11 protein-coding genes are annotated in these 13,777 nt (G+C 38.8%); 3 read left to right on the top strand and 8 right to left on the bottom strand.

Annotation, left to right across the window (positions count from 1 at the left end; all coding sequences use genetic code 11):
- Nucleotides 1-8 precede the first annotated feature (8 nt).
- From xylB to xylF, 5 genes are all read right to left on the bottom strand, one after another.
- Nucleotides 9-1,508, bottom strand: a complete 1,500-nt coding sequence (gene xylB / locus CHH58_RS03785; protein ID WP_095262039.1) for a xylulokinase — start codon at nt 1,506-1,508, stop codon at nt 9-11.
- 75 nt (nt 1,509-1,583) lie between these two features.
- A complete protein-coding gene (gene xylA, locus CHH58_RS03780; RefSeq protein ID WP_095227169.1) occupies nt 1,584-2,906 on the bottom strand; it encodes a xylose isomerase in 1,323 nt (440 codons plus the stop codon).
- 15 nt (nt 2,907-2,921) lie between these two features.
- Nucleotides 2,922-4,088 carry a sugar ABC transporter permease gene (locus CHH58_RS03775; protein ID WP_095262038.1) on the bottom strand — a complete coding sequence of 389 codons (1,167 nt, stop codon included), beginning with the start codon at nt 4,086-4,088 and terminating at the stop codon, nt 2,922-2,924.
- Complete coding sequence (locus CHH58_RS03770) at nt 4,063-5,598, bottom strand: xylose ABC transporter ATP-binding protein (RefSeq protein WP_095227171.1); 1,536 nt, start codon at nt 5,596-5,598, stop codon at nt 4,063-4,065. The genes CHH58_RS03775 and CHH58_RS03770 overlap by 26 nt, the downstream gene beginning before the upstream one ends.
- A gap of 129 nt (nt 5,599-5,727) precedes the next feature.
- On the bottom strand, nt 5,728-6,816 hold the full coding sequence (gene xylF / locus CHH58_RS03765; RefSeq protein ID WP_095262037.1) for a D-xylose ABC transporter substrate-binding protein: 1,089 nt from the start codon (nt 6,814-6,816) through the stop codon (nt 5,728-5,730).
- A gap of 223 nt (nt 6,817-7,039) precedes the next feature.
- Between xylF and CHH58_RS03760 the strand changes: the two genes are divergently transcribed.
- Nucleotides 7,040-7,654, top strand: coding sequence for a YesL family protein (locus CHH58_RS03760; protein ID WP_095227173.1), 615 nt, complete (start codon nt 7,040-7,042; stop codon nt 7,652-7,654).
- A gap of 37 nt (nt 7,655-7,691) precedes the next feature.
- On the opposite strand, the gene CHH58_RS03755 is transcribed toward CHH58_RS03760, so the two are convergent.
- The 3 genes from CHH58_RS03755 to CHH58_RS03745 form a co-directional block, all read right to left on the bottom strand.
- Nucleotides 7,692-8,513, bottom strand: a complete 822-nt coding sequence (locus CHH58_RS03755) for a carbohydrate ABC transporter permease (RefSeq protein WP_095227174.1) — start codon at nt 8,511-8,513, stop codon at nt 7,692-7,694.
- A gap of 15 nt (nt 8,514-8,528) precedes the next feature.
- The gene (locus CHH58_RS03750; protein ID WP_095232696.1) at nt 8,529-9,407 is read right to left on the bottom strand and encodes a carbohydrate ABC transporter permease; all 879 of its coding nucleotides are present in this window, start codon (nt 9,405-9,407) and stop codon (nt 8,529-8,531) included.
- A gap of 75 nt (nt 9,408-9,482) precedes the next feature.
- Nucleotides 9,483-10,772 carry an extracellular solute-binding protein gene (locus tag CHH58_RS03745; protein ID WP_095227176.1) on the bottom strand — a complete coding sequence of 430 codons (1,290 nt, stop codon included), beginning with the start codon at nt 10,770-10,772 and terminating at the stop codon, nt 9,483-9,485.
- Nucleotides 10,773-10,924: 152 nt separating this feature from the next.
- Here CHH58_RS03745 and CHH58_RS03740 point away from each other — a divergent pair, with 152 nt between their 5' ends.
- Complete coding sequence (locus tag CHH58_RS03740; RefSeq protein WP_095227177.1) at nt 10,925-12,106, top strand: ROK family transcriptional regulator; 1,182 nt, start codon at nt 10,925-10,927, stop codon at nt 12,104-12,106.
- Between the two features lie 44 nt (nt 12,107-12,150).
- Nucleotides 12,151-13,761: a glycoside hydrolase family 43 protein gene (locus CHH58_RS03735; protein ID WP_095227178.1), complete on the top strand. Its 1,611-nt coding sequence runs from the start codon at nt 12,151-12,153 to the stop codon at nt 13,759-13,761.
- Nucleotides 13,762-13,777: the final 16 nt, after the last annotated feature.

Here is a 13,777-nt window from a genome sequence, read left to right as displayed (position 1 = left end):
AAGTCCAGTTATGTTCTATAGGCTTTTAATTCTAAGTTTAAACTCTTTGTTTTGGAATAAACTTGCTGGTAAATACTGAACAGCTTTTGATATTTTTGAACATTAGCCTCTTTCGGTTTGAATTCCTTCATTCTTTCAATGAATACCTCGGCACATTCCTCGAGTGTCGCAAACCATTCAACTCCTACAGCTGCAAGAATTGCTGCGCCGACACCAGGACCTTGTTCACTCTTTAAACGGACAATATTAGCATCAAAAATATCCGCTTGCATTTGTAACCATTCATCATTTTTTGCTCCGCCGCCAATAGAGATAATAGTATCAATAACATTGCCATTTTCCCGGAATATTTGGATTGATTCATTAAGCGAAAAAGTAATTCCTTCCAGAATTGCCCTTACAAAATCCTTTATATTATGAGAAGCGTCCATTCCAATAAAACTACCACGTATAACCGAATCAGCATAAGGAGTCCTCTCACCAGTAAGATAAGGTGTAAAAAGTAAACCATTGGAACCTGCTGGAACAGTATCAATACCATCAAGTAAATCTTCAAAATTATACTCTCTAGAGAATACCTCTTTAAACCAGGTTAGACTGTAACCTGCTGACAAAGTAACGCCCATCGTATAAAATGAATCCTTTTTTCCATGGTTAAAATAATGTACCCTTCCTTCAAATTCCGAATCAGCGTTGTCTTCATAAGACAAGATAACGCCAGAAGTCCCAATAGAGCATAAGGTTTCTCCTCTTTTTAAGATACCAGAACCAATTGCCCCGCAAGCGTTATCTGCCCCTCCTGCAAATACTCTGGTTGATTGGGATAAACCTGACTCAGAAGCAAAGGAGGGTGTTAATGTCCCTATGCATTCATGTGATTCTACAAGCGGAGGACATAAAGAAGAAGCAATACCTATATCGTCACAAATTTCCATACTCCATTTCTTTTCTTTTACATTCAATAAAAGTGTTCCAGCAGCATCTGAATAATCAGTAGCGAGATGTCCTGTCATGCGATAACGCAGATAATCCTTAGGAAGCACGAAAGTCGATGCGTTCTTGAACAATTCAGGTTCATTTTCTTTCACCCATAATAATTTTGGCAGAGTGAATCCCTCAAGAGCTGGGTTTTTAGTTACAGTCAGCAATTTCTCCCTGCCTACTTTATTATAAATTTCCTGACATTGCTTAGTAGTACGCGTATCGTTCCATAATATGGCATCGCGAAGAACATTTCCTTCTTGGTCAAGTAAAACAAGTCCATGCATTTGACCGGAAAAACTGATACCTTCGATATCTTCTATATTCCCATCAAATTTACTCAAGAGCCCTTTCAAAGCGTTGACCGTCTTACTAACCCACTCCTCCGGATCCTGCTCACTATAACCAGACTTACGTTGAATTAACGGATAAGCAATTGTTTGTTCCAGACAAACTTTCCCTGATTTATTAACTAGCAGTGTTTTGACGGCACTAGTACCTAAATCAATTCCAATAACATATTTCAAGCCTGCTCCCCCTTTACGACATAATAGGATATACCAGAGTCAAGCTACAAATCATCTGGTATATCTTTTTTTGCTCTATTTAGATAGAACGTTTAGTAGATATTGATTAATTGTTGCTTTTAACTGTTCCGTACGACCAGAAGTATTTGAAATTTCCCCCAATCCAAGTGCATACTCCTCCAATTTATGGAAGTCCGTTTCGTTCTCCACTATCTGTTTTCCAATTCCACTTGCATAGCTGCTGTAACGAGATGTAATAAAATCTTCCAAAACTCGATCTTCTATTAGTTTTTGCGCTGTTTTTAAACCAATTGCAAAACTGTCCATTCCCGCAATATGCGCGTGGAAAAGATCATCTGCTTCAAATGAACCACGTCGTACCTTCGCATCAAAGTTTAATCCTCCTTTACCAAGCCCGCCGTTTTGCAAGATCTCATACATCGCTAACGTAGTAGTATATAAATCTGTAGGAAATTCATCTGTATCCCAACCAAGCAATGAATCACCTTGGTTTGCATCAACAGAACCCAACAATCCATTAATGCGCGCCACCCGCAGTTCATGTTCAAATGTATGACCTGCCAATGTGGCGTGATTTGCTTCAATATTAAATTTAAAATGATCCTGTAAATTATAATTTTGAAGGAAAGCTAAGCCGGTGGCTACATCAAAATCATATTGATGTTTTGTCGGCTCTTTTGGTTTCGGTTCAATCAAAAATTGTCCTGTAAAACCAATTTCTTTTGCATAATTGACAGCCATATGGAAGAAGCGCCCAAGATTGTCCTGCTCAAGCTTCATGTCTGTATTCAATAGCGTTTCATAACCTTCACGTCCGCCCCAGAACACATAATTCTCTGCTCCTAGGTCCTTCGCAACTTCAAGCCCCTTCTTCACCTTGGCAGCGGAATAAGCATACACATCCGCATTAACAGCTGTTGCTGCTCCATGAACAAAGCGTGGATGTGTAAACATATTCGCTGTATTCCACAGAAGCTTTGTTTTACTAGTATTCATATATTCCTTTATCATGGAAACAATTGAATCCAGATTTTGATACGTTTCAGCAAGTGAATTTCCTTCAGGTGCAATATCTACGTCATGAAAACAAAAGAATGGTACATTCAGTTTTTCAAAGAACTCAAATGCAGCCTCAACACGAGCCTTAGCCAAATCCATGCCGGAAAACTTATCCCACGGTCGCTGCATATTGCCGTCTCCAAATGGATCTGAGCCATCCATCGTCATGGTATGCCAATATGCAACACCAAACCGAAGTATCTCTTCCATCGTCTTGCCAGCAATTCTTTCTTCAGGATCATAAAACTTAAACGCTAAAGGATTAGTAGATGCAGCACCTTCGTATACAACTTTGCTAACGTTTTCAAAATAAGCCATCTTTATTGCCTCCTATTATTTTTTACTTGATATATCTACCCAAACTGCCAGAATGAGAATGAGACCTTTTACGATGTATTGCCAAAACGCCTCTATATTCATAATGCTCATGCCATTATCGATACTAGCCATTATCAGAGCACCAATCAAAGCTCCGGTGATTCTTCCCTTTCCTCCCATAAGGCTTGTTCCTCCAATGACACAGGCAGCAATAGCATCCAATTCATACATATCACCTGCACTTACAGTTGCTGCATTCAATCTGCTTGTCAGCAAAATCCCACCTATGCCCGCCAAAGCTCCCATCGTGATGAATACCCAAAGTGTATTCCATTTAATATTGATACCTGATAGTGCAGCAGCTTCCTGATTTCCACCAATAGCATACACGTAACGACCGAATGCCGTTTTGTTTGATATAAAGATGAAAATCGCTGCCAGTACTATTACGATGAAGATAGGGACAGGTATTCCTAAGTAGCGATTTAACATATAGGTGGCAAGTAGAATAAAAAAGGAATATAACGATACTTTTCCATAATCTATGATGCCTGCAGGAATCACTAATCCTAACTGCTTTCGTTTAAAACGGTTTCTGTAAGTACCATAGATTAACAATGCAATACTGATCACCGCAAGGATGTATCCTAATACATATGGGAGATAGCTGTTTCCTATTTGTTTAAAGGTTTCATTCATAGGAGCAACGGTTTGCCCTTTACTAATTCCAATCAGTATTCCTCTAAAAACCAGCATTCCACCCAAAGTTACAATAAAAGCAGGCACTGCCCGATATGCAATCCACCATCCTTGCCATAAACCTAGCAATGCTCCGGCAATCACAGTCACAATTATGACAGGTATTGTTCCCCATCCATGCCATACCTGTAATATAGCGGCAATCCCGCCAAGCAATCCGACCAAAGATCCAACCGACAAGTCAATATGACCTGCTACTATAATCAATGTCATTCCTATTGCCAGTACAGCTATCACTGACATTTGCGTGAATAAATTGGAAATATTTCTTGATGATAGAAACTCCCCACCGGTGAAGATACTAAAAATCACAGCAATCAATACTAATGCAATAATGAGTGTGTATGCTTGTAAGTCCAACTTAAAAGTTAATTTAGGTTGTTTTCCTGATTCACCTTTAGCCGATGGAAGTGGACTGTTCATTTTGCTTCCCTCCTGTGGCACAAGTCATGATTTTTTCTTGAGTGGCATGGGCCCGTAGGAATTCACCTGTGATTTTCCCTTCAGACATAACGATAATTCGATCAGACATACCCATTACTTCGGGGAGCTCTGAAGAAATAATGACGATACCGACTCCTTCCTTGGCGAGTTCATTGATAATTTTATAGATTTCATACTTGGCTCCGACATCTATCCCTCTGGTAGGCTCATCGAGAATAAGTATCTTTGGATTGTTCATTAGCCATTTACTTAGTACTACTTTTTGCTGATTTCCGCCACTTAACTGGCCAACCTTCGTTTCTAGATTAGGAGCTTTCAATTTCATTTTATCAGTTACCATGGTTGCATTTTTGACTTCCAATGCTGCATCGATCACTTTAAACTTCATTACTTTATTAAGAGCAGCAAGCGTTGTGTTCTTTGTAATTTCCATACCCAATACAAGCCCATATCGCTTCCGGTCTTCTGATACGTAGGCCATTCCGTGCTTAATGGCATTAGAAGGTTGGGTAATATTTTTCTTTGTCCCTTCTATTAGGACAGATCCCTTCTTCTTACCTTTCAAACCTCCAAACAAGCTAACGAACAATTCCGAACGTCCAGCCCCCATTAAACCCGAAAACCCTAGAATCTCTCCTCTTCGAAGGCGAAAAGACACATCTGAGATCAATTTTTTGCCTGATTCATCAGTAAAAGAGTAATCTATGACTTCCAAAACATTTTCTCTTCCAATTGCATGCGGCTCATAAGGAAAAAGCTCTGTTAAGTCACGACCGACCATCTTGGATACAATTTTTTGTTCTGTCATATCCTTAATCAGTTCTGTACTAATAGTTTTTCCATCACGTAGAATGGTTACGGTATCAGCTAACTCTAAAACCTCTCCTAATTTGTGAGAAATGTAGATACAAGTTACTCCTTGGTCCCGTAAGTCATTCAGTAAATTGATCAATACCTTTACATCACTTTCTGTTAATGCAGCCGTCGGTTCGTCAAGAATCAATATCTCTGTTTTCTTTGTTAATGCTTTTGCAATTTCCACTAACTGTTGTTTTCCTACAGTCAGGTCACCTACTTTAACTTGAGGATCTATATTCAGACCGATTTCTGCTAGCTTTTTTTTAGCTTCAGAGTAAATTTTGTTCCAATTAACGATTTTTTGTCGCATTAGATCATGGCTAAGAAACAGATTTTCTGCTACCGACATCTCCTCCACTAGCGCTAGCTCCTGATAAATAATCCCTACCCCAGCTTCCTGAGATTCTTTAATTGACTTAAACTCTGCCTCCTTTCCATTGATATAGATTTGTCCACTATAACTATTGTGTGGATATACTCCGCTGAGTATTTTCATTAATGTGGATTTTCCAGCGCCGTTTTCACCGCACAGTGCATGTATTTCTCCTTTTCTTACGGAAAATGTTACATTATCTAAAGCACGTACACCTGGGAACTCTTTTGTAATACCTTTCATTTCAAGTGCAAACATGCCTGGTGTCATCTCCTTAAGTCAGTTGTTTTATTGGGATGCCAGCAAGAGTTACCTATACAGCAGCAGAATCCCACTTACCGTCGATCTGAACTCTTCAGATATGATACAGATAACTTACGTGTTTTATTATGGAGATGCTGGTCGTTCACTTTCCGGGACGTTTTTGTATACATCATCAAATGTGTGGAATCCATCATTGATAACAGTTTCTACCAAGTTATCTTTATTTACTTGAATTGGATCTAGTTTGATGAATGGCACATCCATTGTTCCATTATTAATGCTGGAATCAGCTGTTACTTCTTCTCCCTTTGCAAGCTGCACTGCTACTTCAGCACTCTTTGTTGCTATCTCTTTAATAGGCTTATAGATAGTCATTGTTTGTGTACCTTCTGCAATTCGCTGTACTCCAGCTAGATCGGCATCCTGACCGGATATAGCAACTTTACCGTCCAGTCCCTGAGCTTCAAGTGCCTGAATCGCACCACCAGCAGTACTGTCATTGGAAGCGACAACAGCGTCTATTTCATTTTTATTAGCAGTCAATGCGTTCTCCATTATTTTTAGAGCTTCATTGGCATCCCAGTTCTTAGCCCATTGGTCACCTACAACTTCAATATCCCCACTATCGACTAACGGCTGCAGGATATTCATCTGACCCTCTCTGAATAACTTGGCATTATTATCAGTAGGAGAACCTCCCATTAAGAAGTACTTACCTGTTGGCACCTGTTCCACCAGATATTCTGCCTGCATTTCTCCTACACGTACATTATCAAAAGAGACATACGCATCTATATCTGTACCATTAATTAATCGATCATAAGAAAGTACAGAGATTCCTTCTGCTTTAGCCTGATCAACAACTGTGGAAAGAGCGTCTGAATTGATTGCAATGATTACAAGTGCATCAATATCTTGGGACAGCATATTTTGAATCTGTGAAAGCTGCTTAGCTTCGTCTCCATCAGCTGATTGTACAAGAACTTCCGCACCAAGTTCTTCAGCCTTCTCCACAAAAAAGTCACGATCGTGCTGCCAACGCTCAAGCGTTAAGTCGGAAACAGACAAGCCAATCTTTAATCGATTGTCATCATTATCTTGACCTTCACCATTGTTAGCGCTTTCATTTCCTGCATCTTGACCACAGGCAGACAAGATTATTACAAGCATACCGATTCGCAATAATGATAGTAAGCCCTTACATTTTTTCATGTTTTTTAAGCCTCCCCTTCTCTGCTTACTTTATTTCCATTTGATGATATCACTGAAAACTTAGTTTGTCTAGGCGATAAACTAAGTTTTTTTGATTTCCCAACTCATAATTATTCGTCAGATAATCATATACTTTAGTATTTTTTTATTTTATAATGTAAGTGCTTTCATAACCTTTTTATTTCCTGACTTAAAACTAACTAGAATAAGGGAGGGTATTGCATTGAATAGACTCAGCAGTTCCTTATATCAAATATTTGAATGGATCACTCGCTTTGCATATCTGAATGTTCTATGGATACTGTTTACAATTGCCGGCGGTTTTATCTTTGGCTTTTTCCCTTCTACTATCGCAATGTTTACCATCATTAGAGATTGGTTAAAAGGAGAATCGGGTTCTGCTTTATTCCCTTCTTTTTGGACATATTTCAGAAGGGAATTTTGGAAAAGTAACCGATTAGGGGTTTTTGTTACAGTGCTCTCTATTATCATTGTTATTGATTTCTGGTATATGCACATCCTTACAACATCCTTGACCTGGACTCATATCCCATTGCTGGTATTTATCCTCTTTTCCTTACTTCTATTGTTCTATCTTTTTCCGACTTTTGTTCATTACGATTCAGGTGTAAGAACAATCATCAGGAATGCCTTTCTCATCATGTTGATTCATCCTTTGCATACTTTATTAATTCTTATTTGCCTCGCTTCCTTAACATCGATCATGTACGTGCTCCCTTCCTTGGCATTTCTATTTGGCGGCAGTTCCTATGCATTTATCACTATGTGGCTTAGCCTTCATGCCTTTACTAGTATGAGAAAGAAGAGTACTACGTAAAAAGAGCAATCCATAAGAGGATTGCTCTTTCCCTTTGTTACCCTTTAACTGCACTAGAAGAAATTCCTTCTACCACTTTATTGCTGAAAAATAGGAAGGCAAGCAGTATCGGCAGCATGCTAATGATAAGAGTTGCCCCAATTGCTCCCCAATCCGTCATATATTGTCCGATGAAATTTTGGATTCCGACCGTCAGTGTTTTGTATTCATCTGAGCTAATAAATGTATTCACAAACACAAACTCATTCCAGTTATAGATCATGTTAATTATCACTGTGGTAGATATGACAGGGATCGTCATCGGGAAGATGATTTTAAAGAATATCCGATGAACCGAACAGCCGTCCATTATAGCCGCCTCTTCTATTTCCCGGGGCAATGTATAATAGAACCCTAATAGGATCATTAAAGTAATCGGCAAATTATAAGCCGTATAAGTAATGACGATTGACCATGGATTGTCTATCATATTCACATTCAAAAACATATTGAATAAAGGAATGATGGAAGAATGTATAGGAATCATCAAACCTACCATAAATAGCCCCAGAACCAGTTTACTCCCCTTCCATTGCATCCTAGTAATCGCAAAAGCAGCCATGCTTGCTAATAACACTGTGAAAACAATTGCTACTCCTGTAATCCAAACACTATTCCAGAAATAACTTCCTATACCGCTATCCCATACCTTTAAATAATTTTCCCATCTAAACTCAGATGGTAAGGAAAATGGAGACTTAGAAAAGATTTCTTGGTTATTCTTTAACGAAAAGAGAAATAGCCACAAAACTGGAAATACTTGAAACACTGCTACTACAATTAAACAGACATAAAGAAGCATGTATCCGACTCTTTTCAATGCAATAACCTCCCCTTAATATTGAAGTTCTTCCTTAGACGCCGTAACCTTTCGGACAACGACAGTAACGATTAATGTGATGATTAATAATAAGAAACCAATAGCACTACCATAACCGAAATCATTACTGGAAAACGCTAATTTATACATATAGGAAGCCATTACTTCACTAGCACCATTAGGTCCGCCACCTGTCATAACGTAAATTAAATCGAAGTATTTTAGTGAACCTACAACAGCAAGTACGATTGTCACTTTTACAACACCCATTATCAATGGTAGTTTAATCTTAAATGCAATCTGAAAAGGAGTAGCTCCATCGATTCTAGCTGCCTCAACAATAGACTCTGGTATATTTTTCAATGCTGCATAATAGATCAATATATAAAAACCAGCGTATTGCCAAAGTATCGGAATAAAGATGGCATACAACACTACGGCTGGCTCTGCAAGCCACGCTGGTGGATTATCCACCCCAAGGCTAACTAATATGCTATTTAAAATACCGTTGGAAGGATTAAATACTTTAATCCATAATTGTGCTATTGCTACCGAAGATAATAACATCGGAATTAGATAAATCTTTCTCAGTAGATTGGAGCCTTTAATCTTTGATGCAAGAACCAACGATATTGCCAAATATACGATTAAACTGACAGCTGAAAACAACGCAAGCATGAAAGAATGAAAGGCACTTTGCCAAAAAAGACCATCCTGAATGGCATTAAAGTAGTTTTCCATACCTATGTACTTCATGGCACCAATACCATCCCAGTCCATTAAGCCATAGTATCCGGACAATAGCAGAGGAATAAAAATGAAAATACTGATCAGCAAAAATGCCGGAAGGATGTACATCCCAATTATCCATTTATTAGACATAACTCTGTTCATAGTGATCAACTCCTTTTTATAAAAAAAGGGCAATCCAGCTATAGGCTTGCCCTCTTCATCCGTTGATTTTGAGAATTATTTTGATAGAGCCTCTTCATGCTTCTCGGCAAACTCTTCGGGTGTTACCTCTTTACCAAATAGTGATTGGATCATATCCAAATGGGTTTGGGCAACATCTGCATTCATTTGGACATCTGCAAATAATGTAATATTGCTTGCATTGTTCAAATCATCAAGTACATCTACATACATATCGGGCAAATCTAGCGAGGCGGCATCTACTTTAGTAGCAGGAATAACCCCTGCTTCTGTAACAGATTTCTCGCCCCACTCCTTCACGAAGAATGCTGTAAAATCTTTCGCTTCTTCTTTCACATCAGAATCTTCAGCAACAAATAATCCTACTCCTGGTCCCCCGACGTAACTGTTCGTTTCACCTTTTCCATCAACTGTTGGGAAAGGAAAGTAACCGACAGAATCACGGAACTCCTGAGGTACATCTTCATTTGTTGTGTAATTCGGAAGATCCCAAGTTGCGATCAAATACATAGCAGCCTGTTCATTCATAAACATACTTTTTGCTTCCTCATCTGAAAGTCCATTGAATCCTTTAACGAATGCGTCCTTATCAACCAAATTCTGAACTTCTTCAGCTGCAGAAACCAATGCAGGATCAGTGAAAGAACTTGAACGGTTGATAGCATTTGTTAAGACATCTCCCCCACCGATCCTGTCAGCGAAATACATGTACCATAGAGATCCTGTCCAACGATCTTTATTGCCTAAAGCTATTGGAGCCACTCCATTTTTAGCTAGTGTTTCTACTGCATCCTGAAACTCTTCATATGTTTTCGGCGCTTCCAAACCATTCTCTTCAAAGATCTTTTTATTGTAGAACACAGTTGCCATATTCAATTCAAGCGGTAATCCATAGGTACTACCTTCAATCTCGTATGCTTCAGGTATTCCGGAAACAAAGCTGTCTTTTAAATCGCCTTCAAGTAAATCATCTAAAGGTGCAAATTTCTTACCGTCGACATAAGGTTCTAAATAACCTGCAGCCCAAGTCATACCGACATCAGGTAATTCATTGGAAGTAGATAACACTTTAATCTTATCCTTATATTGCTCGTTACTAAGAACTTCCAACTTAACCTTCACATCCGGATTGTCTGCTTCAAAATCGGCGACAATCTCCTTTACGATTTCATTATGCTGCTTAGAGCTGCCTTCTGGCCATAGATGCATAAATTCAATCGTTTTCTCACCAGAACCTGACACACCATCAGAACCCGAACACCCACTGATCAACAACAACGAGGAAAAAATAGCAAAGAAAATTGTAACCGCTTTCTTTTTACTCAATTGTAATACCCCCATTATTCATTTGGAATGGTTGTGTTGCTGAAATTAGTTTATCATCGAAAACAATGTTTGTCTAGTGGCTGAACTAAGTTTATAATATAAATAAATGATGTTAAAATGGAAATATTCAAATAGCAGAATGGAGCAAGCAAATGAAATCTCAAACCTTTAATCAGCATGTTGTAAAAAAAGGAAACAAATCTTTGGTTTTACAAACTATTCAAGAATATACACCTATATCTAGAGCAGATATTGCAAATAAAACTGGTCTGAATAAAGGAACTGTCTCTTCCCAAGTAAGTGAACTTCTTTCGGAAGATTTGATTTTGGAATCAGGTCCAGGTGTTTCAAGCGGTGGAAGGCGTCCTGTTATGCTCTTATTCAACCACCTTGCAGGCTACTCTATCGGTGTTGATATTGGAGTGAATTATATTCTTGGTATACTGACAGATTTGCAAGGAAATATCACAACTGAAAAAATCACTCATTTTAATGATTTGTCTTATGAAGAAATTCAGATCCAATTAAACATGATAATCGACTCCCTGCTTCTATCCATGCCTCCAAGTTCTTATGGTCTTGTAGGGATAGGTGTTGGTGTACCAGGAACAGTAAGTACAGAAGGCGAAATTTTACTTGCCCCAAACTTGAATTGGAGAAATAAAGACTTGAGAGGGTATTTAGAAGAAAAATATGATGTTCCTGTTTTAATTGAAAACGAAGCAAATGCAGGTGCGTACGGCGAAAAGAAATTTGGAGCTGGTCAATCCTCTGATAATTTAATTTACATAAGTGTAGGTATCGGGATCGGTGTTGGTCTTATCCTAAATGGTGAACTTTATAAAGGCCACAATGGTTTCTCAGGGGAGCTCGGTCATATGACAATAGAAGTGGACGGTCCTTTATGCCGTTGCGGTAATCAAGGCTGCTGGGAATTGTATGCATCTGAAAAGGCATTAGTTAATAGTGCAGCAGAAAAAGGGATCCGTCCAGCCGAAGGACAAAAGCTCTCCCTTGAGATGCTGAATGAACTAGCTGAAGGAGGTGATCCAGTTGCGATTAACATCTTCCGGGAAATTGGCAATTATCTTGGTATAGGAATTAACAATATCATCAATATTTTCAACCCAGAACAGATTATCGTTGGAAATCGCCTAGCCTCTTCCGGTAACTGGTTAAGAGAATCCATAAAAGAGAAACAAAAACAAATGCTTCGTACACATCAAAAAGATTTGAATATCTGTTTTTCTCAATTGTCTCGTTATTCAGCTGCCTTAGGGGCATCTGCCTATGCCAGTGAGAATTTCTTGGCTATCAACATTCAAGATATTTAAGCTGCTTGTTATTCCGTATCCTTAAGAAAAGAGAGGTTATACAAATGACAACAATTCAAAATCCAATTTTGACAGGGTTTAATCCCGATCCGAGTATTTGCCGGTCAGGAGAAGATTACTATGTTGCTGTATCTACATTTGAGTGGTTTCCCGGCGTGGGTATCTATCACTCCAGAGAATTAAAGAATTGGCGGCTGGTATCAAGGCCTCTTAATCGGATTAGTCAGCTGAACATGATTGGGAATCCTGATTCCGGAGGAGTATGGGCCCCTGCCCTATCCTATTATGATGATAAATTCTGGCTGATTTACTCCGATGTTAAAGTAGTGGATGGTCAATGGAAGGACTGTCATAATTACTTGGTTACCTGTGATACAGTAGAAGGTGAATGGTCCGACCCGATATTTTTGAACAGTTCCGGATTTGATCCTTCCTTGTTCCATGATGACGATGGTAAAAAATATCTTGTAAATATGGTCTGGGATCATCGAGTTGGCAATCATAACTTTCATGGCATAGTACTTCAAGAATATAGCGTTGATGAACAAAAACTAGTAGGCAAAAAAGACATCATCTTCAAAGGAACAGACGTGAAGCTGACAGAAGCCCCACACCTATATAAAATAAACGGATATTATTATCTTTTAACGGCTGAAGGAGGAACCAAATACGACCACCAAGCTACCATTGCTCGTTCAAAAGATTTGCTTGGACCTTATGAAGTTCATCCGCAGAACCCTTTGATTACTTCTTTTCCTTATCCAAGAAATCCGTTGCAAAAAGCTGGACACGCTTCCATTGTCCATACTCATACTGATGAATGGTTTTTAGTTCACTTAACTGGACGGCCTTTACGACAACCAGATAAACCGCTGTTGGATCCGCGTGGTTACTGTCCGCTCGGCCGAGAAACTGCAATTCAACGTTTGGAATGGAATAATGATTGGCCCTATGTAGTTGGCGGTAATCAACCATCTTTAGAGATAGAAGGACCAGCGATAAAGGAAGTAAAATGGAACAGTGACTCCGATGTGATAGATGATTTCGATACCGATTCTTTAAATCTTCATTTCCAGTCACTTCGTATTCCACTCGATGAGAAAATAGCAACATTACTAGATAACCCAGGACATTTAAGACTTTATGGCAGAGAATCTCTCACTTCGAAATTTACACAAGCCTTCATTGCGAGAAGGTGGCAGCATTTTAATTTTACTGCAGAAACAAAGATATCATTCAATCCAAGTAGTTTTCAGCAAGCAGCTGGACTGGTTAATTATTATAATACGCAAAATTGGACAGCATTTCAGATTACTTGGGATGAAAATAAAGGAAGGATCCTGGATCTAACGACATGTGATAATTTTGTTTTCGAACAGCCTCTCCTAGATAATCAAATCACCGTTCCACTTGACCTAGACTATATTTATTTAAGATGTAATGTAAGCGCAAACATTTATAGATATGCTTATTCTTTCGATGGAGATAATTGGACAGAAGTCCCTGTGACACTCCCTTCCTATAAATTGTCCGATGATTATATTAAAGGTGGTGGTTTCTTCACTGGAGCATTTGTTGGAATGCAGTGTCAAGATACATCTGGTCAAAGACTGCATGCTGATTTTGATTACTTCGTGTACAAAGCAGAAGAATAAAGATTAAGAAAAACCA

The sequence above is a fragment of the Terribacillus saccharophilus genome (assembly GCF_002272745.1).
In the GTDB taxonomy this organism is placed as follows: domain Bacteria; phylum Bacillota; class Bacilli; order Bacillales; family Amphibacillaceae; genus Terribacillus; species Terribacillus saccharophilus_B.
The sequence above is the reverse complement of the archived record's forward strand: the minus strand, read 5'-3'. Positions and strand labels throughout refer to the sequence as shown.

Excerpts from the sequence above, each read along its gene's own strand:
- CHH58_RS03775 (WP_095262038.1), bottom strand. The coding sequence starts at position 4,088 with ATGAACAGTCCACTTCCATCGGCTAAAGGTGAATCAGGAAAACAACCT.
- xylF (WP_095262037.1), bottom strand. The coding sequence starts at position 6,816 with ATGAAAAAATGTAAGGGCTTACTATCATTATTGCGAATCGGTATGCTT.
- CHH58_RS03750 (WP_095232696.1), bottom strand. The coding sequence starts at position 9,407 with ATGAACAGAGTTATGTCTAATAAATGGATAATTGGGATGTACATCCTT.
- xylA (WP_095227169.1), bottom strand. The coding sequence starts at position 2,906 with ATGGCTTATTTTGAAAACGTTAGCAAAGTTGTATACGAAGGTGCTGCA.
- CHH58_RS03770 (WP_095227171.1), bottom strand. The coding sequence starts at position 5,598 with ATGTTTGCACTTGAAATGAAAGGTATTACAAAAGAGTTCCCAGGTGTA.
- CHH58_RS03740 (WP_095227177.1), top strand. The coding sequence starts at position 10,925 with ATGAAATCTCAAACCTTTAATCAGCATGTTGTAAAAAAAGGAAACAAA.
- CHH58_RS03735 (WP_095227178.1), top strand. The coding sequence starts at position 12,151 with ATGACAACAATTCAAAATCCAATTTTGACAGGGTTTAATCCCGATCCG.